Raw genomic sequence first — 25342 nt, forward strand, 5'->3', positions numbered from 1 at the left:
AGCAGGTAGATCACCAGGCAATCAATAACAGCAGGGCCAGACAGACCGCGAGCGCGAACAGGGAGAGATCCATTAGCAGGGGATGCCAGATGTCGCCCGCATACATCCAGTCACGCAGCTGGCGATGTAAAAACAGCCAGATAAAGAAGCCCAGCAAGACGGCTTTGAACAACGGAGGGAAATAGACGGATGCGCCGAACATCAGGTCCTGCAGCGGCAATCCGGATGAATTAAGACTCAGTTTCACAAGCAAAAATCCTTTGCCATAACAGGGATAACCTCAGGACGTGCTACTCTTTAACAGTGTAAATCATTGTTTTGGTTTTTGTTGAATCAAGTAATTCATTTGTTTTGATTATTCAAATGCTGCACACTATTCTAAAATCAGTATAATAACTTAGCAAGCTAATTATAAGGAGATGAAATTGGAATCGCCACTTGGTTCTGATCTGGCACGTTTAGTTCGCGTCTGGCGCGCGCTAATCGACCATCGCCTGAAACCTCTGGAGTTAACGCAGACTCACTGGGTCACGCTGCATAACATCCACCAGCTGCCGCCTGAGCAGTCGCAGATCCAGCTGGCGAAAGCCATCGGTATTGAACAACCGTCGCTGGTACGTACGCTCGATCAGCTGGAGGAGAAAGGGCTTATTTCTCGCCAGACCTGCGCAAGCGATCGGCGGGCCAAACGCATCAAGTTGACTGAAAAAGCCGAACCGCTGATCAATGAGATGGAAGAGGTGATAGGCAAGACCCGCGATGAAATCCTCTCGGGGGTCTCGAAGCAGGAAGTGGAGACGTTGCTCCACTTAATTCGTAAACTTGAACAAAATATCCTCGATCTCCAGGCAAAAGATTAATCCTTTTGCGGCCCGGGTTATCCCGGGCCTTTTTTTACCCACCCTGGCGTCGCCAGATCACCACCCGATTACGTCCGCTGTTTTTTGCTTCATACATGGCTTCGTCCGCACGCTGGACGCACTCCTCCGCCGTCACACTTCTGTCATGGGAGGTATACACCCCCATGCTGATGGTCATCCGCTCTGGCAGAGCGGTCTGCTCGGCGCTGACCGCCAGACGGATGCGCTCGGCGATCGCCTGCGCCTCGTTCTCTGAGGTGTTGACCAGCAGCAGGGCAAACTCCTCACCGCCGATGCGGGCGGCGACATCATCCTTGCGCGAATGGCTGTCCAGCACCGATGCGGCAAATTGGATCACCTTGTCGCCGGCGATGTGGCCGTAGTTATCGTTGATGCGTTTGAAATGGTCGAGGTCGCTGATAATCACCGACAGCGGATGCTGGGCCTTCACCTTCGCCAGCTGCTGGTTTAGGGTGTCATAGAAGAAGCTGCGGTTATAGAGGCGGGTCAGCGGGTCGCGGATCGAATTCTGGTAGGAGTTGACATACTTGTGGTTAGACTCCCGATAGAGGATAAAGACGTCGACCAGCAGCACCAGGATCAGGAACAGGGTGCACAGCGTTTCAAAAAAACGCGCCTGATACCAGGCCTGATCGAGTTCCCCAACGGTAGAGAGCAGCCGGAAGAGGGTGAACAAATATGCGCTGCAAAAAAAAGCGCCGCTATACCAGAAAATATTGCGCAGTTTGCTCAAGCAAATTATTAATATTAGCGTGATAAACCAGACTGCCATCAGCAGCCAGCTGATAATACTTTGCCACAGCGGGGTGAAAGTATGATTCAGGTCGTCGATAAAATTGATGCTCAGCTTCGGCGAGTGGCTGGAGTACAGCCATGATAAAAAAATAATGGTTAATGTAAGAACAATGCATGCCGCGAAAGTCATTACATGAGCTTTCCAGGAATGCATGATGCGCCGGCGGAAGTAATACAAAATAATTGATGACATGAATAAGACAGCCATCATTATATTGCGAAAGAAATAATATATGACGGCGTCGTTTTGTTTCACCACCGGAGAGGGATTGCAGCTGAGCCAGTCCGGATAGCTGCTGAGCGTGCCCAGCATCAGCAACGCCGAACAGGCAAAGGCGAAAGCGACAGGGGTCAGATACAAGCGACGCTTGCTGCTCCAGTATTTCATGCCCATAAAACAGGCAATAGTGATATGAAACACCATCAGAAAACTGGTCAGCAGAGGAAATAGTGTAGATGAAGTGCTGTTGAATCTGGTGTGAAAAAAGTCCATCAACCCGGTCATGCCGACCCCGGCCAGTAAACAAATACAAATATAAACGATAAGACGTTTAACGACATGATTCATGTGTTTGGGCATAGACAATATTCCACAGGGAAAAGCAAGGGCAACGATATTGCGTCGACATAAAAAGAGTAATGTGCAGAAGAGTAGTCGGGGATGACTGATAAAATATTGCGCAGGCGCAATGATTAATGCAATTCAAAAATTAAGATGTCTGAATGCTAATGCGAAGCTATTAGGGTGTAATAAATCCAGAGGAAAAATACGATGCGGCATAACTGGCCGCATCGTCAGAGGGATTATCGAGGAGAGACGGTGACCTGGCTGCCGCTGCCGGCAATCGCCACGCGCTGACCCACGGAGAACGGGGTGCTGCCCTGTTTCTGCACCACCATAATGGTATTGCCGTCATCCTTACGGATTTCCAGTTCCACGCCCTGGGTTTTATTCATCGCGCCCTGCACGCCCTGACCGGCTACGCCGCCCGCGACCGCACCTGCCGCTGTGGCCAGAGAGCGTCCGGTACCGCCGCCGATGGTGTTCCCGAGGAACCCACCCAGCACCGCACCGCCAATCGCCCCGATGGCATTGCTGTCGTCGCCGCTCTGGATCTGTACGGCGCGGGTATGCACGATGGTACCGTATGTCACGCTCTGCACCTGTTTGGCTTCAGATGCGGAATAAACATCGCCGGACAGGCCGCTGCTGCTCACGCAGCCTGCGAGCGTGAAACCAATCATCGATACAGCCAAAACACGTAAAATCATTTATGAATCTCCTGTTCACCGAAGGTGTTCAATTGAACGTCCATGCGGTTAATTATATGGCATTTAGTCGTCGGCGGGCATAGCTTCTCTCCGGACTATACAAAAAATAATAATTAATGGTGCTTCAACCTTAACTAAACGCCGGTTCTTTACGATGTTCTCTGAATTGTCGCTCTATTGTTAAAAAGTATTATTACAACATAGCATTAGCGGACACTTTATGGTGGAGTGAAGGATATACAAGGGTCATGGAATGAAGGAACAACGTATGAGATCGGGTCGCTTTATTGGCGTTATGTCTGGTACCAGCCTTGATGGTATCGATGTCGTTTTGGCTGCCATCAATGAAAACATGGTGGCGCAGCAGGCCAGTCTCACCTGGCCCATCCCACACGCGATAAAAGAAGAGATTCTGGCGATTTGCCAGGGCCAGTCATTGACCCTTTCACAGCTAGGTCGTCTGGACACCCGACTGGGGCGGCTGTTTGCCGATGCCGTGCTGGCGCTGATGCGACAGGAAAAGCTCAAACCCACCGACGTTATTGCCATCGGCTGCCATGGACAGACCGTATGGCATGAACCCCTGGGCGACGCGCCGCATACGATGCAAATTGGCGATAACAACCAGATCGCCGCCCATACCGGCGTCACCGTGGTGGGGGATTTTCGTCGCCGGGATATGGCGCTTGGCGGGCAGGGGGCGCCGCTGGTGCCGGCATTCCATCATGCGCTGCTGGCGCACCCCGTTGAGCGGCGGATGGTGCTCAATATCGGCGGGATCGCTAATGTATCGCTGCTGGTGCCGGGCCAGCCGGTGCGGGGCTATGATACCGGACCGGGAAATATGTTGCTGGACGCCTGGATCTGGCGCCAGCAGGGCAAACCGTACGATAAGGACGCCCAATGGGCCAGCGAAGGCAAAGTGCTCCTGCCGCTGCTGCAGGATATGCTGAGCGATCCATGGTTTGCCCTGCCGGCGCCGAAAAGCACCGGTCGGGAATATTTCAATTACGGCTGGCTGGAGCAGCATCTGGCTCGTTATCCTGGGCTGCGCGGGCAGGATGTGCAGGCAACGCTCGCGGAATTAACCGCCGTGACCATCAGTGAGCAGGTATTGTTAAGCGGCGGCTGCGAGCGTTTGTTAGTGTGCGGCGGCGGCGCGCGTAACCCATTGTTAATGGCGCGCCTGGCGGCCCTGCTGCCGGGAACTGAAGTCTCCACCACCGATGAGGCGGGGATCAGCGGCGATGATATGGAAGCGCTGGCCTTTGCCTGGCTGGCCTGGCGCACGATCGCCGGCCTGCCGGGTAATCTGCCCTCCGTGACCGGCGCCAGCGAAGCCACGGTGCTGGGCGCCATTTTCCCTGCTAACCCGCCGCAGAATCGGAGTTAACTGAAATCTTAAAGACGACGCGACCGGTAAACTGGACAAGTTAAGCGGAGGGCGGAGTGCCCTCCGTGACCGGGAAAGTCGAAGGCAAACGAATGAAAAAAATTCTTATCGCAGTTGTACCTTTTATGCTGGCGGGCTGTAGCTACTACAACCAGTTTGTCGAGCGGATGCAGACGGACACGCTGGAGTATCAATGCGACCAGAAACCGTTGACGGTCCATCGCAATAACCAACGCCAGCAGGTTAGTTTTATCTATGACAATCAGCAGCTGAATCTGTCAGAGGGGCTGTCGGCTTCCGGCGCGCGCTACACCGACGGCGTCTATGTCTTCTGGTCGAAAGGCGATACCGCCACCGTCTATAAGCGCGACCGCATCGTCCTCGATAACTGCCAGCTGCAGACCGCCAAACGTTGAGATTTCTGTCCGGGGGGCGCACAATAACGCCACCTTTTGACTATATCCTCAATGGCCATGTCTGATAACGACGAACTCCAGCAAATCGCGCACTTGCGCCGTGAATACACCCGTGGCGGTTTGCGTCGCCACGATCTTCCTGCTGAACCTCTGCCGCTGTTTGAGCGCTGGCTGCGTCAGGCCTGCGACGCGAAACTCGCCGACCCAACGGCCATGGTGGTTGCCACCGTCGATGAGCGCGGCCAACCCTATCAGCGCATTGTGCTGCTTAAGCATTACGACGAAAAAGGGCTGGTGTTTTATACCAACCTCGGCAGCCGCAAAGCCCATCAGATTGAAAATAACCCGCAGGTCAGCCTGCTGTTTCCGTGGCATATGCTGGAGCGCCAGGTGATGGTGATCGGCAAAGCGGAACGCCTGTCGACGCTGGAGGTGGTCAAATATTTCCACAGCCGCCCGCGTGACAGCCAGATCGGCGCCTGGGTCTCGCAACAGTCGAGCCGGATCTCTGCCCGCGGTATCCTGGAGAGCAAATTCCTCGAGCTGAAGCAGAAATTCCAGCAGGGTGAAGTGCCCCTGCCGAGTTTCTGGGGCGGATTCCGCGTCAGCATCGAGCAGATGGAGTTCTGGCAGGGGGGTGAACATCGCCTGCACGATCGCTTTTTATACCAGCGCGATAACGGCGCCTGGAAAATCGACCGCCTGGCACCGTAATTGCCGAAATTAGTTATCGAAGCGCTGGCGCTGAAAGGGCCGGCGCTTTATTCTATGTACTTTTCGCATCTGGCGAAAAGTCGTGTACCGGCAGAGGTGCAGTCGTTTATACATGGAGAATTTGATGGCAAGCAGTAACTTGATTAAACAATTGCAAGAGCGGGGGCTGGTAGCCCAGGTGACGGACGAGGAAGCGTTAGCAGAGCGACTGGCGCAAGGCCCGATCGCGCTCTATTGCGGCTTCGATCCTACCGCTGACAGCTTGCATTTGGGGCATCTTGTTCCATTGTTATGCCTGAAACGCTTCCAGCAGGCAGGTCATAAACCTGTGGCGCTGGTGGGCGGCGCTACCGGTCTGATTGGCGACCCAAGCTTTAAAGCTGCTGAGCGTAAGCTTAATACCGAGGATACCGTGCAGGAGTGGGTGGATAAAATCCGCAAACAGGTAGCCCCGTTCCTTGATTTTGACTGCGGCGACAACTCGGCGATCGCGGCGAACAACTATGACTGGTTTGGCAGCATGAACGTGCTGACCTTCCTGCGCGATATTGGTAAACACTTCTCTGTTAACCAGATGATCAACAAAGAAGCGGTGAAGCAGCGCCTGAATCGTGACGATCAGGGCATCTCCTTTACCGAGTTTTCTTACAATCTGCTGCAGGGTTACGACTTCGCCTGCCTGAACAAGCTGCACGGCGTGGCGCTGCAGATTGGCGGCTCCGACCAGTGGGGCAACATTACCTCCGGTATCGATCTGACGCGTCGTCTGCACCAGAACCAGGTGTTTGGCCTCACCGTGCCGCTGATTACCAAAGCGGACGGTACCAAGTTCGGCAAAACCGAGGGCGGCGCCGTGTGGCTGGATCCGAAAAAGACCAGTCCGTATAAATTCTACCAGTTCTGGATCAACACCGCGGATGCTGATGTCTATCGCTTCCTCAAGTTCTTCACCTTTATGGACATCGCAGAGATCAATGCCCTGGAAGAAGAAGATAAAAACAGCGGTAAAGCGCCGCGCGCCCAGTACGTGCTGGCAGAGCAGGTGACGCGTCTGGTGCACGGCGAAGAGGGTCTGGAAGCGGCGAAACGCATTACCGAGAGCCTGTTCAACGGCAACCTGAGCGACCTGAGCGAAGCTGACTTCGAACAGCTGGCTCAGGACGGCGTGCCGATGATTGAGATGGAAAAGGGTGCCGATCTGCTGCAGGCGCTGGTGGATTCCGAGCTGCAGCCGTCCCGCGGTCAGGCGCGTAAAACCGTCGCCTCTAACGCAGTGACCATCAACGGTGAAAAACAGGCCGATCCGGAATATGTTTTTGCCGACAGCGATCGCCTGTTCGGCCGCTACACCTTGCTGCGCCGCGGTAAGAAGAATTACTGCCTGGTCTGCTGGAAATAAAAAAATACTACCAGGGCGTGGGAAACCACGCCCTTTTTCTTTTTAGGGTTGTGGTAAGAAAATGAAGAACATCCTCGCCATTCAGTCTCACGTTGTGTTTGGCCACGCCGGCAACAGTGCCGCCGAGTTCCCGATGCGCCGCCTGGGCGCCAATGTCTGGCCCCTCAATACCGTACAGTTCTCTAACCACACGCAGTACGGCAAATGGACCGGCTGTGTGATGCCGCCTTCGCACCTGACGGAGATCGTCCAGGGCATCGCCGCTATCGATAAGCTGCAGACCTGTGATGCGGTACTGAGCGGCTATCTCGGCTCTGCTGAACAGGGCGAGCATATCCTGGGCATCGTGCGTCAGGTAAAAGCGGCCAATCCGGCGGCGAAGTATTTTTGTGACCCGGTGATGGGCCATCCGGAGAAGGGCTGCATCGTCGCCCCGGGCGTGGCGGAGTTCCACGTGCGTTATGCGCTGCCGGCCAGCGATATCATTGCGCCTAATCTGGTGGAGCTGGAGATCCTCTGCGGTCATCCGGTCGCCAGCGTGAGCGAGGCGGTGGCCGCCGCGCGGGAGCTGATTGCCCAGGGGCCGGAGGTGGTGCTGGTTAAGCATCTTTCCCGCGCCGGCATGAGCATGGACCGTTTTGAGATGCTGCTGGTGACCGCAGATGAAGCCTGGCATATCAGCCGGCCGCTGGTGGATTTTGGCCTGCGTCAGCCGGTGGGCGTTGGCGATGTGACCAGCGGTCTGCTGCTGGTGAAACTGCTGCAGGGCGCCAGCCTGCGCGACGCGCTTGAGCACGTCACCGCCGCAGTGTACGAGATCATGTTGACCACCAAAAACATGCAGGAGTATGAACTGCAGGTGGTGGCGGCGCAGGATCGTATTGCTGTGCCGGAGCACTGCTTCAGCGCCACCCGACTGTAACTTTCCGACTCTGCCCGGCAGAGCGCCGGGCAGTCTCTGGTCTTACTTTAAGCCTTCCGCTGCCAGTGCGTCAGCCACTGCCGGACGCGCCGCCACCTGCGCCATCCAGCTGCCGATATGACTACAGGCGGCCATATCCAGTTTAATCGCATAGCCCCAGCGCAGCACCGTGAACAGATAACCATCGGCGATAGTGAAGCGATGGCCGGTGAGCCACTGTTTATCCGCCAGCGAGGCATCCACGTACTGCAGTTTTTTCTCGAGCAACGCGCGCGCAACGGGCTTATAGTCCTCCGGGGTGTCCGGGCGGAACAGCGGCGTAAAGCCTTTATGCAGTTCGGTAGCGACGTAGTTCAGCCATTCCAGGGTCTGGTAACGGGCAACGGAGCCCACGGGCGCCAGAAGATGGCGGTCCGGCACCTGATCGGCGATGTACTGCATAATAGCCACGCCCTCAGTAAGCAGGATGTCATCATCCAGCAGCAGCGCCGGCACCTGACCTTTCGGGTTGATCAGCAGATAATCTTCCCCGTTTTCCAGCTGTTTCCTTGCCAGATCCACGTTCTGCAAAGTGAAATCCAGGCCGCTTTCGCGCAGGGCGATGTGTGAGGCGAGGGAACAGGCGCCGGGTTTGTAGAACAGTTTCATGCGTTACTCCTCGTGGCTGCAGTTTTCTGTATGTTAGTCCCGCCAGGGGTAAAAAAAAAGCCGCTAACCTAACGTTAGCGGCTTAAAAATAATTGGTTTTCCCTGCGGCGTCAGGCTGCCGCGGTTTCGCGTGCTTTTACGTCCGCGCTGTCGTCCTGAGTCATTCGGTTCAGCTTCGGCGCGGTCAGCAGCATCAGGGCGGCGATGACCGCGGTGACGATACCGATCTGCAGGAACACGTGGCCATACACTTCCAGCGACACCAGCGGATCGGTGACGTTTTCCGGTACCGCCATCAGGTTGGCGATTTTCCCGGCGATGATTGCCGCACCGGCGGTGGTGAGGAACCAGCTGCCCATAATGAAGCCCATCAGACGCTGGGGAACCAGCTGAGCGACCATCGCCAGGCCGAGGCCGGAAATCATCAGCTCACCGATAGACTGCAGCGCGTAGCTCAGAATCAGCCAGTTAACCGAGACGATACCGGCGTCGCTGGCGAACTTCGCCCCTAAAGGCAGGACGAGGAACGCGCCGGAGCACAGCACCATACCGATAGCGAACTTGTGCGGCATCGGCAGGCGGTCGCCCATCTTGTTATAGATGGCGGCCAGAATAGGGCTACCAATCATGATCCAGAACGGGTTCAGCGCCTGATACTGTTCCGGCTCGAAGGCGAGGCCGAGGATCGAGTGCTCCACGTTGCGGATAGCAAAGAAGTTCAGAGAGGTCGGCATCTGGCTGTACAGTACGAAGAAGACGATCGCTTCTACCATCAGCAGGAAGGCGACGATCATTTTGCGACGCGCGGCGCCTTTCAGGCCCATCGCCTCTTTGGCGAAAATCACCACGATACCCAGCGCGATGACGCCCAGCGCCATGCGTGCGATACCCTGGTTGTGCAGCAGCCAGGTAGCGATAGCGACCAGCACCACCACGCCAGCGATGGTCGCCAGCAGTTTACCCATATGCACCGGGGCAAAGTCCGGTTTCGAACCGTACTGTTTCACCCATTTCTGGCAGAAGGCGAAGTTAATGATGGTGATCACCATCCCCACCACGCTCAGGGCGAAGGCGACGCTCCAGCCGAAACGCGCGGCCAGCCACGGAGTTGCCAGCATCGAGAAGAACGAACCGATGTTGATGGACATGTAGTACATGGTAAATGCACCGTCCAGACGCGGATCGTTTTTGTCATAGCAGGTAGAAAGCAGGGAAGACGGGTTGGCTTTAAACAGGCCGTTACCGACGGCGATAGTCGCCATACCCATATAGACGATAGCGGCGTCATGACCGGACCAGGCGACCAGCGCATAGCCGATGGCCAGCACGATAGCGCCCAGCATAATGACGCGTTTGGTACCCAGCACTTTATCGCCCAGCCAGCCGCCAATGGCGACCAGGCCATAAACCAGCGCGCTAAAGGAGGAGAACAGAGTAATGGAATCCGCTTCCGACATACCCAGCTGTTTTACCAGGTAAACGGCCATGATCCCTTGCAGGCCGTAGTAACCAAAACGCTCCCACAACTCGATCGAGAAAATGAGATAGAACGCGCGTGGTTGTTTGAAAGCGTTCAGACTCACGCTTTCTGCTGGTTTATTGTTTGCAGTAGACACATATACCTCTTTTTTTACATCCCATATTTACTGGGGGGTGTTCGGGGCGCAATCTCGTTGGACCGCCGCCTTTATAGTTATTCTTGGAGGGAAAACGGCAGGTAATGTTCACTATCCTGGCGCATCAGGCAAGGCCTTTGTAATAATCTGTTACACATAATCAGGGCGGTATAATGCTCCGGTCATATGAATGTTATCCAGAGTTAAATTTCACCGTTACGTTATCGCTGCTATTTTTATCTTTTTGATTCGCCCATTTTTCCCGTAAAGGCGATATATTCTACTGATTGCGCAATAAAGTAGTGATATGGTCCATTATCCTAAAAATTCATGGCTTATTATCCTGGTGATCGTTGATCAGCCGTTGTATTGCCTGACTTTTATTTCCATTTTAATAACATTCTTTCAACATCGAGTTGCGAGCATGATCTGGATCACAAATGCATAGAAATTTTGCGCCGCTAAAAAATGAATGAGCTGGTTGTTTGTTATATAACCGGATAATAGCCCATGAAAATGCGGTTTATGTGGTGTTAACGGCGGGTTAAATAGCTAAATGCGGACCATAACCTAAAGTTAGGCTATGGTCGTGAGTAAGACGATCAGGCGTAAACTTTGTCTTTGAATTCGCAAAGGTCTTCAATCAGGCAGGAGCCACAGCGCGGCTTGCGAGCGATACAGGTGTAACGGCCGTGCAGAATAAGCCAGTGATGGCAGTCGACCTTAAACTCGGCGGGAACCACCTTCAGCAGCTTCTCTTCCACCTGTTCGACGTTTTTCCCTGGGGCGAATTGCGTCCGGTTGCAAACGCGGAAGATATGGGTGTCCACGGCGATCGTCGGCCAGCCAAAGGCGGTATTTAGCACCACGTTGGCGGTTTTGCGGCCCACGCCGGGCAATGCCTCCAGGGCCGCTCTGTCCTCCGGTACCTCGCCGTTGTGCTGCTCCAGCAGGATCCGGCAGGTTTTGATGACGTTTTCCGCTTTGCTGTTAAACAGGCCGATGGTTTTGATATAGGATTTCACGCCCTCCACCCCCAGCGCCAGCATCGCCGCAGGCGTATTGGCCACCGGGTAGAGTTTGGCTGTTGCTTTATTGACGCTCACGTCGGTCGCCTGCGCCGAGAGCAGGACGGCAATCAGCAGCTCAAACGGCGAGCTGAAGTGCAGCTCGGTGGTGGGGTGGGGATCGTTGTCCCGTAGCCTGGTAAGGATCGCCAGGCGTTTGGCTTTGTTCATATTACGCTTTCCCTGTCGCGTCAGACGGTGCGACAGAGTCGGCCCGGGCCGCCTGCGCCTTCCGCTGCTTGCTACGTTCATCGATAAGGTATTTTACCGCCAGCATCATGCCGAGGCCAATAAAGGCGCCTGGCGGCAGCATAGCCAGCAGGAAAGGAGTGTCTGTATGGAAAACCTCGATGCGCAGGACCTTTGCCCAACTGCCAAGCAGGCTGTCGGCACCGTCAAACAGCGTGCCATTGCCTAGGATTTCGCGCAGGGAGCCCAGCACGAACATCGCGCAGGTGGCGCCCATACCGATAGAGAAGCCGTCCAGCGCCGACAGCGCCGGTCCTTTTTTGGCGGCAAAGGCTTCGGCGCGGCCCACCACGATGCAGTTGGTGACGATAAGCGGGATGAAAATCCCCAGCGACTGATACAGACCGAACGCATAGGCGTTGATCAGCATCTGCACCACGCTCACCACCGAGGCGATAATCATCACGTAGATCGGGATCCGAATCTCCGCCGGGGTCCAGCGGCGCAGGCTGGAGATGGTCAGGTTGGTCAGGGTCAACACCAGGGTCGTCGCCAGACCCAGCCCAAGGGCGTTGGTGGCGGTCGAGGTGACCGCCAGCAGGGGACACATCCCTAACAGCTGAACCAGAGCGGAGTTGTTTTTCCACAGACCCTGGACGATGACGTCTTTAACTTCGCTCATGGTTACTCTCCACAGGCGCTGAATTCAGGAAGTTGCGCAGGCAGCGTTTGTGCATACAGGCCTGCGCGCTTAACGGCATTGACCACCGCCCGGGGGGTGATGGTGGCGCCGGTGAACTGGTCAAAATCGCCGCCGTCTTTTTTGACCGCCCAGTGGCTGTCGCCCTGGCCGTGGATAACTTTCCCGGTAAAATGGGTGATCCAGTCCGACAGGCGCAGCTCGATTTTATCCCCCAGACCCGGGGTTTCATGATGCTCGGTCACGCGGGTGCCGAGGACCGTGCCGCTAAAATCGGCGGCCACCAGCAGCTGGATCGCTCCGGAATAGCCATCCGGCGCGGTGGCTTCCATGACCGCGCCGATCGGCTGGTCGTTATTTTTGGCAATCCACACTTTATGCTGGCCTTTGCCCAGCGCCGGGGCGCTGACCAGATAGCAGCTCTTGAGCAGATCGTTATTATAGCGGTCGGCAGGTAAAACCTGGTCGAATAACGCTTTCTGCTGCTGGGCCGCCTGCTGGTCGATGGTGCTTTTAGTCAACTCATTGATCGCCGCCGTTAGCCCGGTGGAGCCGGCGGCAAACAGCGCCAGCGTGACGCCGTGTTTTCGCATGGTTTTTAACATCTTCGCTCTCTCAACGGTGGCCATACGCGCGCGGACGGGTGTAGTAATCGATCAGCGGCACGGTAATATTCGCCAGCAGAACGGCAAACGCCACGCCGTCCGGGTAACCGCCGAAGCTACGAATAAGCCACACCAACAGGCCGGCGAGGGCGCCAAAGATCAGACGGCCGCGGTTGGTTGTCGAAGCCGTCACCGGGTCGGTCAGAATAAAGAAGGCGCCAAGCATGGTGGCTCCGGAGAGCAAATGCATCTGCGGTGAGGCCAGACTCTGCGGCGAGAAGATCCAGCCGAGGGTCGCGCACAGGCCAAGGCTGACGAGGAAGCTGACCGGGATATGCCAGCGGATCGCTTTCTGCCACAGCAGAAAAAGTCCGCCCGCCAGCCAGGCGATATTCACCCACTGCCAGCCCAGGCCCGCCAGAACGCCGCCGTAAACCGGCAACTGCAGTACCTGCTGGACGCTATGTCCGGCATGCAGGGAGGTTTTGAAGGTATCCAGCGGGGTTGCCTGGCTGATGCCGTCGATACCCAGCCGCAGGCTGGCCATGTCGCCTCCGGCGGCGGTATGACCGGTAAAGATCATCTGCAGCGTATCGCTGAACGCCGGGATATGGGCGGCAATCTCGTATGAAGGCAGCCAGGAGGTCATCTGCACCGGGAAGGAAATCAGCAGCACGACGTAGCCGATCATCGCCGGGTTGAAGGGGTTATGGCCGAGTCCACCGTACAACTGCTTGGCGATCACTATGGCAAAGGCGGTGCCGAGCACCACCATCCACCAGGGGGCCAGCGGCGGAATACTCACCGCCAGCAGCAGGCCAGTGAGCAGGGCGGAGTTATCCCTCAGGGTGGACGCAACAGGCTGTTTGCGCAGTTTGAGAATAGCGGCTTCCATTGCCCAGGCCGTCAGAGCGGCGAGGACAATCTGCAGGACGGTGCCCCAGCCGAAAAACCATGTCTGGACCACAATGCCAGGCACGGCGGCGAGCAGCACCAGCAGCATAATGCGCGAAGTCTGCCGCTGGTTATGGGTATAGGGGGAGCTTGCGATTCTGAAAACCATTTATTCCTCGTTAACTGCCTGCTGTGTTGCTTTGCGCGCCTGAACGCGGGCGATCGCCGCGGCGACGGCCGCTTTGCGTGGGTCGTCATTGGCTGCGGTTGACGCGATTTCCGCCTGGGCGGCCTGCTGTTCGGCTTTGCGCGCTTTGGCGCGGGCGATGGCGGCTTCCACCGCGGCTTTACGCGGGTCGACCGGCTCGGCCACCGGGGCTTCCGCCGGCGCCGCCTGCTGTTCGGCTTTGCGCGCTTTGGCGCGGGCGATGGCGGCTTCCACCGCGGCCTTGCGCGGGTCGACCGGCTCGGCCGCCGGGGCTTCCGCCGGCGCGGCCTGCTGTTCGGCTTTGCGCGCTTTGGCGCGGGCGATAGCGGCTTCCACCGCGGCCTTGCGCGGGTCGACCGGCTCGGCCGCCGGGGCTTCCGCCGCCGCGGCCTGCTGTTCAGCTTTGCGCGCTTTGGCGCGGGCGATGGCGGCTTCCTCCGCGGCTTTACGCGGGTCGGCCGGCTCGGCCGCCGGAGCTTCCGCCGGCGCGGCCTGCTGTTCGGCTTTGCGCGCTTTGGCGCGGGCGATAGCGGCTTCCACGGCCGCTTTGCGTGGATCGGCAGCGTCGGTCGACGGAGTTTCCGCCGGCGCGGCCTGCTGTTCGGCTTTGCGCGCTTTGGCGCGGGCGATGGCGGCTTCCACCGCGGCCTTGCGCGGGTCGACCGGCTCGGCCGCCGGGGCTTCTGCCGGCGCGGCCTGCTGTTCGGCTTTGCGCGCTTTGGCGCGGGCGATAGCGGCTTCCACGGCCGCTTTGCGTGGATCGGCTGCGTCGGTCGACGGAGTTTCCGCCGGCGCGGCCTGCTGCTGCGCTTTACGCGCCCGGGCTTCGGCCTTCCGCGCTTCGCGGGCGGCGATCGCCTCGCTGTTGTCCGGTCTGGCGCCGGCCTGAATCACGATAGGCTGCGCGGCGTCGCGCTGTTTATCACGTACCCGGGTCAGGGCGGCGTTAATCGCATCCTGATCTTTGGCGGCAGGCTGGACGGCGGCTTTTTTATGCCGCTCGGCGCGGGCCGCTTTCTCACGCTCCAGGCGCGCCTGTCGGGCCTCGAATCGCGCTTTGGCTTCCGCAGCGCGCTGCTCTTCCTGACGAATCGCCGCGATCTCGGCTTTCTCCTGACGGAAGTACTGCACCAGCGGAATATTGCTTGGGCATACCCACGCGCACGCGCCGCATTCGATGCAGTCCGCCAGATTGTGGGCGGTGGCTTTATCGTGCTGCTGGCCTTTGCTGAACCAGTAAAGCTGCTGCGGCAGCAGATCGGCCGGGCAGGCGTCGGCGCAGGCGCTGCAGCGAATGCAGCCTTTCTCTTCCTGCGGCTCGCCCATCTCGCTGGCGGAGGGGGCTAACAGACAGTTGGTGATCTTCACCACCGGGACGTCGAGCCCCGGCAGGGTAAAGCCCATCAGCGGCCCGCCCATGATCACCATTGGCTCGGCGCTGGCGCAGAAGCCGGCGTCGTTCAGCAGATGGCGCACCGGCGTGCCAAGGCGCGCCCAGACGTTGCCCGGCCGGGTTACCGCCTCGCCGGTGAGGGTGACCACGCGCTCGGTTAACGGCTCGCCGTCAATCACTGCGCGTTTCACCGCATAGGCTGTACCGACGTTCTGCATCAGCACGCCAATGTCCGAAGAGCGACCACCGTGGGGTACCTGTTTGCCGGTGAGAATTTGGGTGAGCTGCTTGGCGCCGCCGGAGGGGTATTTGGTGGGGATCACGCGCAGCGAAATGCCATGGGCGTCGCAAAGCACCGCCCGCAGCATCGAGATGGCCTGCGGCTTATTGTCTTCAATGCCGATCAGCACCTCGTCAGGCTGCAGAATATGGGCAAGGATGCGGATCCCTTCGACAATCTGCGCCGCGCAGTCCTGCATCAGACGGTCGTCCGCCGTGATATAGGGTTCGCACTCGGCGGCGTTAATGATCAGCGTTTTAATTTTATCGCCGCCGCCGCGCAGTTTACTGCCGGTGGGGAAGCCCGCGCCGCCGAGGCCGGCAACGCCAAACTGGTGGATGCGCTCAATCAGCGCTTCACGGGTACGGGTCTGATAGTCGCTCCAGCCGTCGCGTTCGATCCAGCGGTCTTCGCCGTCGGCGTCAATGATCACGCTCATCTCCGCCAGCGCGGACGGATGGGCAGTGGTGTGCGGGGCGATAGCGGCAACGGTGCCGGAGGTGGGAGCGTGAACCGGCAGCATTCTTCCCCAACCGCGGGTCAGCGGCTGGCCGCGCAGCACCCGGTCGCCGACCTTGACGCACAGTTCGCCTTCGGCGCCGATATGCTGCTTCAGCGGGATCACAAAGCGCTGCGGCAGGGAAACCTGGCGCAGCGGGGTGCCGTTTGACTGGGTTTTCATCTCCGGCGGGTGAATACCGCCGTTAAAATCCCAGACTTTGTCTTTTCGGAAAGCGGAAAATAGCTTAAACATGTTGTTCCACAGGAATATTTCGCACCGGGATCGTATGCAGATCCCATTTCCAGGTTTCCGGGGTCGTCGCCACCGGAACGAGTGAAATGCACTGGGTCGGGCAGGGGGCAACACACAGGTTGCAGCCGGTGCACAGGTCGCTCATCACGGTATGCATGGCGCGGGTCGCCCCGACAATGGCATCCACCGGACACGCCTGAATACATTTGGTGCAGCCGATGCAGTTCGGCTCGTCAATCACGGCGAGCATGCGGGCCGGCTCGGCTGCCTGCTCGTCGCCGTCGACGGGCTGCGGGTCGACGTTGAGCAGGGCGGCGATTTTTAACATCACCGCTTCGCCACCCGGCGCGCAGCGGTTAATTTTCTCACCCTGCACGCCCACCGCTTCCGCATAGGGGCGGCAGCCAGGGTAGCCGCACTGCCCACACTGGCTCTGCGGCAACAGTTCATCAATTTTTTCCACCACCGGGTCGTCCTGCACCGCGAAACGGCGCGACGCGTACCCCAGTATTAAGCCGAAAATCAGCCCTAACAGGCTGATGGCGATCACGGCTATCCAGACTGCGCTCATTACAACTTCACCAAACCACTAAAGCCCATAAAGGCCAGAGACATTAAACCGGCGGTAATCAGCGCGATGGCATTACCGCGGAACGGCGCGGGGACATCGGCCACCACCAGACGCTCGCGGATCGCCGCGAACAGCACCATCACCAGCGAGAAGCCGACGGCGGCGGCAAAACCGTACAGCGCCGACTGCAGGAAATTGTGGCCCAGATTGATGTTCAGCAGCGCCACCCCAAGCACCGCGCAGTTGGTGGTGATCAGTGGCAAAAAGATCCCCAGCAGGCGATAAAGCGCCGGGCTGGTTTTACGCACCACCATCTCAGTGAACTGAACCACCACGGCGATAACCAGAATAAAGGCCAGGGTACGTAAATAAACCAGATTTAGCGGGATAAGGATCCAGGTATCAATCAGCCAGGCGCAAATAGAGGCCAGGGTCATCACGAAGGTGGTCGCGAGCCCCATTCCCATTGCGGTTTCCAGCTTTTTGGAAACACCCATAAACGGGCACAGGCCAAGGAACTTCACTAAAACGAAGTTATTGACAAGGACAGTACCGATAAAGAGCAGTAAATAATCAGCCATCATGCGACCTGAAACGAAAAAAAGCCGCTTATTATCGAATAAAACGATACCGGCGACAACAGGTTAAGTGTGGGGTTTTTACGGATTAACAAAGGTCCGTTTGACCCGCTGTGAACGGCGAAAATAGGGCGCCAGCAGCGCGGCGGCCAGCAGTGGAAACAGTAGCTGACGCAGAGCAAGGGCATCCGAAACGGGGGAGAAGGCAAACGCCTTTATCGCCAGCAACAGCGTAATGAGCAGCCAGATAATATAGTGTTTCGGCACCAGCGAGCGCCGCTTGAAAAAGGCGATGGTCAGCCAGAGCGTATAAAACCACATGGCGAGGGCAAACAGCAGCGAGGCGACCCACAGCGCCATGTGTGCGGTGCTCATGGCGCGCAGCAAGGCCCAGGTCTGCGGCGACATGAGGGCATTGGCAAAAAATAGCAGCGATAACGAGGCGCTCAACAGCGCCAACAGCAACCAGGCCAGCGGTGCCAACAGCCATCCGCCGATGCGCTCCGCAGATTGAGACGTCATGTTTCTCCCCTATTCAACGCCAGTATATAAAAGCAGGCCGGGAAGTATAAGCAACTGGCGTGAAGGATGACAGTCTTACTGCACGAATCGCCAAACGGATTTAGGCACCTGGCCCACATCGAACAATTTACCACCGGAAACCAGCTCTGCCCGGCGATGGTCGGCGGCGCGATACATATTAACGATCTCTTCGGTGTCAGTCAGGGAGTAGTTAAGGTGATCAAATAGTTTTTCAAGACTTTCCAGCGAACTGATTTTGCGGAATTTTAATAAATAGTCCAGAACGGTCATTTTCGTATCCATTTTATAATCGGAATAATTACGTTGAATATTATCAGCATTCACTAAACCTACTCTCAACCAACGGCGCCTTCTGCCGGGGCCGCGTGGCATGATTCAGGTTATATAAACCCATGACAAGGAGCAAAGCCAGCCTTGAAGAGCAGGGAGATGTTTAAGAATATTCTAAATCAGACCGGGCGCCGAATGGCGCCCGCAGGAGAAGATTAACGCTGTTCGCCGCGGCTGGCAATAACAGATTTGTACCAATAAAAACTCTTCTTTCGTTTGCGTGCCAGATTTTGCTGGTGGTCCACATAGACAAAGCCATATTGCTTTTGATAACCGTTGAGCCAGCTCAGCAAATCGATAAACGACCAGGGATAATAGCCGCGGACGTCCGCTCCCTGCGCCAGCGCCTTTTCCAGGGCGCCAATATGGCTGCTCAGATAGTCGATTCGCGGATCGTCTACCACCTCACCGGCAATAATCGGGTCTTTCGCCCCAAGGCCATTCTCGGTGATATAGATCGGGATATCGCCATAGCGCGCCTTGATCATCATAATGCCGTCGGTCAGCCCCTGCGGCCAGATCTCCCAGCCCCATTCGGTATAGGTGCTTTGCGGATTACGCACGAAATAGAATAACCCCTCCACGCCAGGCTCGCCGCCGGTGGGGATTTCGGGCGGCTGGGCGGATACCGTTTCCCGACGATAGTAATTCAGACCGATAAAGTCACAGCGGTTGTCTCGCAGCAGCGCGTCGTCCCCTGGAGCAAAGCGCGGTACGCCCCACAGCGCTTGAGTCTGCGCCAGCAGGGCAGCAGGATAGGCGCCTTTTAGCACCGGATCGTACAGCCAGTGGGTATGGATGGCGTCAGCCAGGTCGGTAGCCTGCCGGTCTGCCTCGCTGTCGGTGAGTGGGGTATGCGGCTGCAGCACATTGACGAAACCAATCTCGCCCGCCACGGCCATCTCGCGAAAAGCCTTCACCGCCAGCGCATGGGCGATAAACACGTGATGACAGGCCTGGATGGCGCGCGCCGGATCGCGAACGGCCGGGGGATGCAGGCCGTTAATGTAGCCGTGGCCGATGAAGACAATGGTCTCGTTAAAGGTTGCCCACAGCTTCACCCGCGAACCAAAGCGCGCGTAGCACAGGCGGGCGTACTCGGCGAAGGCCTCGGCGGTGCTGCGTGCTTCCCAGCCGCCCTCATCCTGCAGGGCCTGCGGCAGGTCCCAGTGATAGAGGGTGATCATCGGCTCAATATTACGCGCCAGCAGTTCATCGATCAGATCGCTATAAAACTGCACGCCTGCTTCATTAACCTCGCCGCGCCCGGTGGGCAGCAGGCGGGGCCAGGAGATGGAAAAGCGATAGCTCTGCAGACCCATCTCGGCCATTAACGCCACGTCTTCGCGAAAACGGTGATAGTGATCGACAGCGATATCGCCGGTGGTCCCTTCAAAGGTGGTTCCCGGCAGGTGAGAGTAAATATCCCAGATTGACGGTCCTTTACCGTCAGCGTCGTGCCCACCTTCGACCTGATACGCTGCGGTAGCGGCACCCCATAAAAAATGTTGCGGAAAAGCGGCCATGAAAAAGCTCCCAGTCTGATGATAGAGGGAGTGTAATCAAAGCAAGGACAAGCGTGCAACCGGTTTCTGAAACCGGTTGCACAGTTGCGAAGCAGGTCACTGTTTCACGGCGGCGCTACTTTGTCTGCACCACATCCGCTGGCGGTGGCGACTGGTAATTATCAATATGGTGCGCGATAACCAAAAGCAGTGCGGAAATCCCAAAAACAATCCAGCCAATAAGTTCTACAATACGGGTAAAAACAGTCGTCATAACACTTCAATATCCTTGGAACACAGTGGGAAATGTTACTCCATGGTCAGCAGATCACAAGGGGTATCTGTCTGATTTTGCACGCATGCGGTAAAACCTTACGTGGAAAAATGATAAGTTTGATTCGCGGTTTGTAAGAATATTCTCATTAACCAGATATTGACATCAGCTGAATAAGCGAGGCGGTAACATGAGTGATGCGATCCGGGTGGGGCTGGTGGGCTATGGCTACGCCAGCAAAACGTTTCATGCGCCGTTAATCAGCGGCACGTCGGGCCTGGCGCTGACGACGGTCTCCAGCAGCGACGCGGCCAAAGTTCATGCCGACTGGCCTGGCGTGAAGGTGGTCAGTGCGGCGAGTGAATTGCTGAACGACCCGGAGATCGATCTGGTGGTCATCGCCACGCCGAACGACACGCACTTCCCACTGGCGAAAGCGGCGCTGGAGGCCGGGAAGCACGTGGTGGTGGATAAACCCTTTACCGTGACACTGTCACAGGCTCGCGAGCTGGAGAGCCTGGCGAAGCACTGTGGTCGGGTGCTGTCGGTATTTCACAACCGGCGCTGGGACAGTGATTTCTTAACGGTCAGAACATTGATCAACGAAGGCCAGCTGGGAGAGGTGGGTTACTTCGAATCACATTTCGACCGTTTCCGGCCGCAGGTGCGCCAGCGCTGGCGGGAGCAGGCGGGCCCCGGGAGCGGAATTTGGTATGATCTTGGACCGCATCTGCTCGACCAGGCGGTGGCGCTGTTTGGTCTGCCGGTGAGCATCACGGTCGATCTCGCTCAGCTTCGGCCCGGCGCGCAATCCACTGACTATTTTCACGCGGTGCTGGCCTATCCCCAGCGGCGGGTGGTGCTGCACGGCACATTGCTCGCCGCCGCGGAGAGCGCGCGCTTTATCGTCCACGGCTCGCGGGCCAGCTATATCAAGTACGGTCTCGACCCGCAGGAGGAGCGGTTGAAAAATGGCGAACGTTTGCCGCAGGAGGACTGGGGGTATGATATGCGTGACGGTACTCTCACTCGCGTCGAAGGCGACGAACGCAGCGAGGAGACGTGGCTGACGCTGCCGGGCAATTATCCCGCTTACTATGCCGCTATCCGCGATGCGCTCAACGGGGTGGGAGAAAACCCGGTCCCGGCCAGCGAGGCGATTCAGATCATGACCCTGATTGAGCTCGGTATCGAGTCGGCCCGGCACCGCGCCACGCTCAGCCTGGTGTGAAAAATAGCCCGGCAGCGCGGCTGCCGGGCCGGTAATCAGCCTTTGGCCACCCGCTGAATGAGCGCGGCTTTTTCCTGTTCGCTGAGAAACGCCTGAGTCAAACCGTTGATCTGCGCCTGGCGGATCTGCTCCCGGCTCAGGCCCGCCGCCGGTGCCGCCACGGTGTATTCGTGGATAATGTCGACCCCCTGGACCGCCGGATCGTCAGTGTTGAGGCTCGCCAGCACGCCGTGCTCAAGGAACTGCTTCAGCGGATGCTGGGCCAGAGAGGGCACGGTGCTGGTTTGCACGTTCGAGGTGAGGCAGGACTCAATCCCGATGCGGTGCTCGGCCAGATAGTCCATCAGGGCGGGATCCTGTACCGCTTTTACCCCATGGCCGATGCGCTCGGCGCCCAGTTCACGGATGGCCTGCCAGATACTTTCCGGGCCGGCCGCTTCGCCAGCGTGGACGGTGATATGCCACCCGGCATCGCGGGCCTGGTTAAAATGACTGAGGAACAGCGCCCCCGGGAATCCCAGCTCATCGCCAGCGAGGTCGAGGGCGGTGATGCCATCGCGGTGGGCGAGCAGGGCCGCCAGCTCTTCCTGGCAGGCCGCTTCGCCAAAGGTGCGGCTCAAAATGCCGATCAGGCGGGCATCGACCTGGAAATCGCGGCACCCCTCACGTACCCCGGCGATCACTGCCTCTACCACGCCGTCGACCGGCAGCTGGTGGGTCATCGCCATATAGCGGGGGGAGAAGCGCAGCTCCACGTAGTGCAGGCCATTGCGCGCCGCGTCTTCGACGTTCTCATACGCCACGCGACGGCAGGCTTCCAGCGAGGCCAGGACTTTCACCCCCCAGTCGAGCTTGGCGAGAAAACTGACCAGATCGGGCTCCAGGCTGGTGACCTGGACGTGGGGACGCAGCGTGTCAAGGGTGGTAGCGGGAAGGGTGATGTTAAACTCGCGGCCAAGATCGAGGATGGTTTGGGCCCGGATGTTACCGTCAAGGTGGCGGTGAATGTCGGTTAATGGCAATGAGGAATCAATCATGGTCGCACTCTTTTTTTAGTTAAAGTGCACGTCATTATACAACAGATACCTAACGCTTTAAAACGATTGAAAAAAGGCAAAAGAAACAAACGCCTGCGCCAGGCCCGGCCGGCGCAGCAGAATGCGGCGCATAATCATTTACATTTATATTTTATTTGAATGTATTCATGTTACATATTAAATTCTGCTTACTTTATCGACGATGAGGCAGGGATGCGGATGTGGAAAGCGTAATCCATAATAATATTGAGGGTTTTCTGCTGTTGTTATTAAGCATGTGGCCCATTCTGTTGGTGGTATTCGTTGGCGTCGCCATCTCCTTCTATACCATGCTGTTACGCAAAACGGCGCTGGCCTGCCTGCTGTTCGCCGTCGCCATCGGCGCCGCAGGCTGGAGCTTTGCCTGACGCCAGGCCTCAGGGTTTATCCAGCAGGCTCATACTGGAGGTGGCGGCGCCATCATTCAGATTGGACGGCGAATGCCAGTCGCGGCCCGCCAGGGCGCTGTCTCCCTGACCGCTGCTGGCGACGCTGTCCTGCTGCGTCGACAGCGTTGACCCTTCAAGCGCTTCCTCTGCCCCCGACTGGTCGGGCAGAGAACTGCTGTATCCGCCATTGTTCGAATACGTATCCATACCGTTGACTTCATTCGGCACCGTGTCGGTGGTGGTCCCGTCATCGTTAATGCAAAATGAGCCGCCGATGCCGTTAGGCTGACAGTCCGCGGCGAAAGTCGGGCTGGCCAACGCGGTCAGCAGCAATAGCGGTAAGCTGATTTTCTTCATTTTTTATCTCCATACGCAGCGTGGCCGACAGATGTTCTCAACTATAGAGGGGAGAGCGCGGCGGCAGGTAACAAAACTGTTTAATTTTGTAATAGCTCATGGTATCCGGCGCCCGTTCGCGTGGCCCGGGCGCAGCGGCTCGGCAGAATGCGGTAATCAGTTGTTAATTCAACGTAAAGGTTAATGAAAATTTAAGGGAAGGCCGCTATGTTGGCAGCATCACACTTTCCATTAAGGATATTCCATGCGCGATAAATATTCCGGCCTGCAGATTGGCATCCACTGGCTGGTCTTTTTGCTGGTGGTGGTGGCCTATGCGGCGATGGAGCTGCGCGGATTTTTCCCCCGCAGCGATCGGCCGCTGATTAATATGATTCATGTTTCCTGCGGGATCGCCATTTGCGTGCTGATGGCGGCGCGTCTGCTGGTGCGGCTGAAAACGCCGACGCCGCCGATCGTGCCGAAGCCGTCGCCAATGATGACCGGTTTCGCCCATCTCGGCCATCTGGTTATCTATCTGCTGTTTATTGCCCTGCCGCTGATCGGTATGGTGATGATGTACTGGCGCGGGAATCCCTGGTACGCCTTTGGCCTGACGATGCCGTATGCCCCGCAGAGCGATTTTGAGCGGGTGGACACCCTGAAAGCGATCCATGAATGGTTAGCGAATGCCGGTTACTTCGTGATTGGCCTGCATGCCTTTGCCGCGCTGCTCCATCATTACTGGTGGAAAGATAATACCCTGCTGCGAATGATGCCCCGTAAGCGCTGAATCACTCGCTTCAACATTCAGACCCCGTCCCGCGACGGGGTTTTTTTTGCCTTTGCGGCTAATAAAATATAGTATACCCCCCTATATGATACGGAGGCGTTATCGTGCCACATTCACCTGAAGATAAAAAACGGGCCCTCAGCCGCGTACGCCGCATCCGTGGCCAGGTTGAAGCCCTTGAACGCGCGCTGGAGTCCGGCGAACCCTGTATGACTATCCTGCAGCAGATCGCCTCGATTCGCGGGGCGGCAAACGGTCTGATGGGCGAAATGGTGGAGATCCACCTGCAGGATGAGCTGGTCAGCGGCGACACCACCCCGGACCAGCGGGCCGCGAGAATGGCAGAGGTCGGTCATCTGCTACGATCTTATTTAAAATAACATCACGACGAGGAAGAGACAGTTATGAAATCACGCGCAGCAGTGGCCTTTGGCCCCGGTCAGCCGTTAAAAATCGTAGAGATTGACGTCGCGCCGCCGAAAAAAGGCGAAGTTCTGGTGAAAATCACCCATACCGGCGTGTGCCATACCGATGCCTTCACCCTTTCCGGCGACGATCCGGAAGGCGTCTTCCCGGCGGTGCTGGGCCATGAAGGCGGCGGCGTGGTCGTGGAAGTGGGCGAGGGCGTCACCAGTCTTAAGCCGGGCGATCATGTCATCCCGCTGTATACCGCCGAATGCGGCGAGTGCAAGTTCTGTAAGTCGGGTAAAACCAATCTCTGTCAGGCGGTGCGCGCCACCCAGGGCAAAGGGCTGATGCCGGACGGCACCACCCGTTTCTCGTATAACGGCGAACCGATTTATCACTACATGGGCACCAGCACCTTCAGCGAATACACGGTCTGCGCTGAGATCTCGCTGGCGAAAGTCAATCCGCAGGCGCCGCTGGATAAAGTGTGTCTGCTGGGCTGCGGCGTGACCACCGGCATCGGCGCGGTGCATAACACGGCGAAGGTTAAGCCCGGGGATACCGTCGCGGTCTTTGGCCTGGGCGGCATCGGCCTGGCGGTGATCCAGGGCGCCGTGCAGGCGCAAGCCGGGCGGATTCTGGCGGTCGATACTAACCCGGATAAGTTCACTCTCGCGAAAGAGATGGGGGCTACCGACTTTATCAACCCCAACGACTACGATAAGCCCATTCAGGATGTGATCGTTGAGCTGACCGACGGCGGGGTGGATTTCAGCTTCGAGTGCATCGGTAATGTCAATGTGATGCGCGCGGCGCTGGAATGTTGCCATAAAGGCTGGGGCGAGAGCGTCATTATCGGCGTGGCCGGCGCCGGGCAGGAGATCAAGACCCGTCCGTTCCAGCTGGTGACTGGCCGGGTGTGGCGCGGCTCCGCCTTTGGCGGCGTGAAAGGCCGTAGCCAGCTGCCGGGAATGGTGGAAGACGCGATGGCGGGTAAAATTCGCCTCGACCCGTTTATTACTCATCGCCTGCCGCTGGCGCAAATTAACGAGGCCTTTGACCTGATGCATGAAGGCAAATCGATTCGCACCGTGATCCACTTTGGCGACCAGTAATCGCTAACGCGCAAGGCGTTTCGTCAGCCGCAAAAAAGGGCCCGAAT

At 57.5% G+C, this 25342-nt stretch carries 29 protein-coding genes; 11 read left to right on the top strand and 18 right to left on the bottom strand.

Annotated elements, in window-relative coordinates; genetic code table 11:
* Positions 1-10: 10 nt before the first annotated feature.
* Positions 11-247 (bottom strand): DUF1656 domain-containing protein, encoded by a 237-nt coding sequence (locus ACOI7D_RS10455; RefSeq protein ID WP_032453115.1) that lies wholly within the window; start codon positions 245-247, stop codon positions 11-13.
* A gap of 172 nt (positions 248-419) precedes the next feature.
* On the opposite strand from ACOI7D_RS10455, the gene slyA reads away from it, so the two are divergent.
* Positions 420-860 (top strand): transcriptional regulator SlyA, encoded by a 441-nt coding sequence (gene slyA, locus ACOI7D_RS10460; protein WP_004143833.1) that lies wholly within the window; start codon positions 420-422, stop codon positions 858-860.
* A gap of 34 nt (positions 861-894) precedes the next feature.
* On the opposite strand, the gene ACOI7D_RS10465 is transcribed toward slyA, so the two are convergent.
* Positions 895-2256: a GGDEF domain-containing protein gene (locus ACOI7D_RS10465; protein WP_072413287.1), complete on the bottom strand. Its 1362-nt coding sequence runs from the start codon at positions 2254-2256 to the stop codon at positions 895-897.
* A 224-nt stretch (positions 2257-2480) separates the two neighbouring features.
* Positions 2481-2948, bottom strand: coding sequence for an outer membrane lipoprotein SlyB (gene slyB, locus ACOI7D_RS10470; RefSeq protein ID WP_002907749.1), 468 nt, complete (start codon positions 2946-2948; stop codon positions 2481-2483).
* A gap of 268 nt (positions 2949-3216) precedes the next feature.
* Here slyB and anmK point away from each other — a divergent pair, with 268 nt between their 5' ends.
* The 5 genes from anmK to pdxY all read left to right on the top strand — a co-directional run bounded on the left by anmK (position 3217) and on the right by pdxY (position 7792).
* Complete coding sequence (anmK, locus tag ACOI7D_RS10475; RefSeq protein WP_101995875.1) at positions 3217-4341, top strand: anhydro-N-acetylmuramic acid kinase; 1125 nt, start codon at positions 3217-3219, stop codon at positions 4339-4341.
* 92 nt (positions 4342-4433) lie between these two features.
* Positions 4434-4757 carry a C-type lysozyme inhibitor gene (gene mliC / locus ACOI7D_RS10480; protein ID WP_032428867.1) on the top strand — a complete coding sequence of 108 codons (324 nt, stop codon included), beginning with the start codon at positions 4434-4436 and terminating at the stop codon, positions 4755-4757.
* A 57-nt stretch (positions 4758-4814) separates the two neighbouring features.
* Positions 4815-5471 (top strand): pyridoxamine 5'-phosphate oxidase, encoded by a 657-nt coding sequence (gene pdxH, locus ACOI7D_RS10485; RefSeq protein WP_032428866.1) that lies wholly within the window; start codon positions 4815-4817, stop codon positions 5469-5471.
* A gap of 124 nt (positions 5472-5595) precedes the next feature.
* Positions 5596-6870: a tyrosine--tRNA ligase gene (tyrS, locus tag ACOI7D_RS10490; RefSeq protein ID WP_004175868.1), complete on the top strand. Its 1275-nt coding sequence runs from the start codon at positions 5596-5598 to the stop codon at positions 6868-6870.
* A 61-nt stretch (positions 6871-6931) separates the two neighbouring features.
* On the top strand, positions 6932-7792 hold the full coding sequence (pdxY, locus tag ACOI7D_RS10495) for a pyridoxal kinase PdxY (protein ID WP_023289928.1): 861 nt from the start codon (positions 6932-6934) through the stop codon (positions 7790-7792).
* A 42-nt stretch (positions 7793-7834) separates the two neighbouring features.
* Here the strand turns inward: pdxY and gstA are convergent, their stop codons facing one another.
* From gstA to blr, 13 genes are all read right to left on the bottom strand, one after another.
* Positions 7835-8440, bottom strand: coding sequence for a glutathione transferase GstA (gene gstA / locus ACOI7D_RS10500; RefSeq protein WP_109547258.1), 606 nt, complete (start codon positions 8438-8440; stop codon positions 7835-7837).
* A gap of 110 nt (positions 8441-8550) precedes the next feature.
* Complete coding sequence (gene dtpA, locus ACOI7D_RS10505; RefSeq protein ID WP_023289927.1) at positions 8551-10056, bottom strand: dipeptide/tripeptide permease DtpA; 1506 nt, start codon at positions 10054-10056, stop codon at positions 8551-8553.
* 602 nt (positions 10057-10658) lie between these two features.
* A complete protein-coding gene (gene nth, locus ACOI7D_RS10510; protein ID WP_023289926.1) occupies positions 10659-11294 on the bottom strand; it encodes an endonuclease III in 636 nt (211 codons plus the stop codon).
* 1 nt (position 11295) lies between these two features.
* Positions 11296-11994, bottom strand: coding sequence for an electron transport complex subunit E (locus tag ACOI7D_RS10515; protein WP_023289925.1), 699 nt, complete (start codon positions 11992-11994; stop codon positions 11296-11298).
* A gap of 2 nt (positions 11995-11996) precedes the next feature.
* Positions 11997-12617, bottom strand: a complete 621-nt coding sequence (gene rsxG / locus ACOI7D_RS10520; protein ID WP_032453110.1) for an electron transport complex subunit RsxG — start codon at positions 12615-12617, stop codon at positions 11997-11999.
* Positions 12618-12627: 10 nt separating this feature from the next.
* Positions 12628-13680 (bottom strand): electron transport complex subunit RsxD, encoded by a 1053-nt coding sequence (gene rsxD / locus ACOI7D_RS10525; RefSeq protein ID WP_032453109.1) that lies wholly within the window; start codon positions 13678-13680, stop codon positions 12628-12630.
* Positions 13681-16146 (bottom strand): electron transport complex subunit RsxC, encoded by a 2466-nt coding sequence (gene rsxC / locus ACOI7D_RS10530; protein WP_109547259.1) that lies wholly within the window; start codon positions 16144-16146, stop codon positions 13681-13683.
* Positions 16139-16717: an electron transport complex subunit RsxB gene (gene rsxB / locus ACOI7D_RS10535; protein ID WP_004202846.1), complete on the bottom strand. Its 579-nt coding sequence runs from the start codon at positions 16715-16717 to the stop codon at positions 16139-16141. The genes rsxC and rsxB overlap by 8 nt, the downstream gene beginning before the upstream one ends.
* Entirely contained in the window at positions 16717-17298 is a 582-nt protein-coding gene (gene rsxA / locus ACOI7D_RS10540; protein WP_002907658.1) for an electron transport complex subunit RsxA, read from the bottom strand. Before rsxA ends, rsxB begins: the two co-directional genes overlap by 1 nt.
* Positions 17299-17376: 78 nt before the next feature.
* Positions 17377-17817 carry a DUF2569 domain-containing protein gene (locus ACOI7D_RS10545; RefSeq protein WP_109547260.1) on the bottom strand — a complete coding sequence of 147 codons (441 nt, stop codon included), beginning with the start codon at positions 17815-17817 and terminating at the stop codon, positions 17377-17379.
* A gap of 75 nt (positions 17818-17892) precedes the next feature.
* Positions 17893-18108 carry a transcription modulator YdgT gene (gene ydgT / locus ACOI7D_RS10550; RefSeq protein ID WP_004202843.1) on the bottom strand — a complete coding sequence of 72 codons (216 nt, stop codon included), beginning with the start codon at positions 18106-18108 and terminating at the stop codon, positions 17893-17895.
* Between the two features lie 215 nt (positions 18109-18323).
* A complete protein-coding gene (locus ACOI7D_RS10555) occupies positions 18324-19694 on the bottom strand; it encodes a GH1 family beta-glucosidase (protein ID WP_109547261.1) in 1371 nt (456 codons plus the stop codon).
* A 115-nt stretch (positions 19695-19809) separates the two neighbouring features.
* Positions 19810-19947: a division septum protein Blr gene (gene blr, locus ACOI7D_RS10560; RefSeq protein WP_012541534.1), complete on the bottom strand. Its 138-nt coding sequence runs from the start codon at positions 19945-19947 to the stop codon at positions 19810-19812.
* Positions 19948-20137: 190 nt separating this feature from the next.
* On the opposite strand from blr, the gene ACOI7D_RS10565 reads away from it, so the two are divergent.
* Complete coding sequence (locus ACOI7D_RS10565; RefSeq protein ID WP_060589475.1) at positions 20138-21178, top strand: oxidoreductase; 1041 nt, start codon at positions 20138-20140, stop codon at positions 21176-21178.
* A 35-nt stretch (positions 21179-21213) separates the two neighbouring features.
* Here the strand turns inward: ACOI7D_RS10565 and add are convergent, their stop codons facing one another.
* The gene (gene add / locus ACOI7D_RS10570) at positions 21214-22215 is read right to left on the bottom strand and encodes an adenosine deaminase (RefSeq protein ID WP_004202835.1); all 1002 of its coding nucleotides are present in this window, start codon (positions 22213-22215) and stop codon (positions 21214-21216) included.
* A gap of 221 nt (positions 22216-22436) precedes the next feature.
* Here add and ACOI7D_RS10575 point away from each other — a divergent pair, with 221 nt between their 5' ends.
* A complete protein-coding gene (locus ACOI7D_RS10575; RefSeq protein ID WP_004202827.1) occupies positions 22437-22622 on the top strand; it encodes a hypothetical protein in 186 nt (61 codons plus the stop codon).
* A 9-nt stretch (positions 22623-22631) separates the two neighbouring features.
* Here ACOI7D_RS10575 and ACOI7D_RS10580 read toward each other — a convergent pair whose 3' ends face one another.
* On the bottom strand, positions 22632-23000 hold the full coding sequence (locus ACOI7D_RS10580) for a hypothetical protein (RefSeq protein ID WP_004202826.1): 369 nt from the start codon (positions 22998-23000) through the stop codon (positions 22632-22634).
* A 244-nt stretch (positions 23001-23244) separates the two neighbouring features.
* Between ACOI7D_RS10580 and cybB the strand changes: the two genes are divergently transcribed.
* The 3 genes from cybB (at position 23245) to ACOI7D_RS10595 (ending at position 25295) form a co-directional block, all read left to right on the top strand.
* Entirely contained in the window at positions 23245-23772 is a 528-nt protein-coding gene (cybB, locus tag ACOI7D_RS10585) for a cytochrome b561 (RefSeq protein ID WP_023289917.1), read from the top strand.
* A gap of 104 nt (positions 23773-23876) precedes the next feature.
* Positions 23877-24152 (top strand): metal/formaldehyde-sensitive transcriptional repressor, encoded by a 276-nt coding sequence (locus tag ACOI7D_RS10590; RefSeq protein ID WP_004202822.1) that lies wholly within the window; start codon positions 23877-23879, stop codon positions 24150-24152.
* Positions 24153-24176: 24 nt separating this feature from the next.
* Positions 24177-25295 (top strand): S-(hydroxymethyl)glutathione dehydrogenase/class III alcohol dehydrogenase, encoded by a 1119-nt coding sequence (locus ACOI7D_RS10595; protein WP_023289916.1) that lies wholly within the window; start codon positions 24177-24179, stop codon positions 25293-25295.
* Positions 25296-25342: the final 47 nt, after the last annotated feature.

It is taken from the genome of Klebsiella sp. C360, from assembly GCF_048822415.1.
GTDB classification, from domain to species: Bacteria; Pseudomonadota; Gammaproteobacteria; order Enterobacterales; family Enterobacteriaceae; genus Klebsiella; species Klebsiella quasipneumoniae.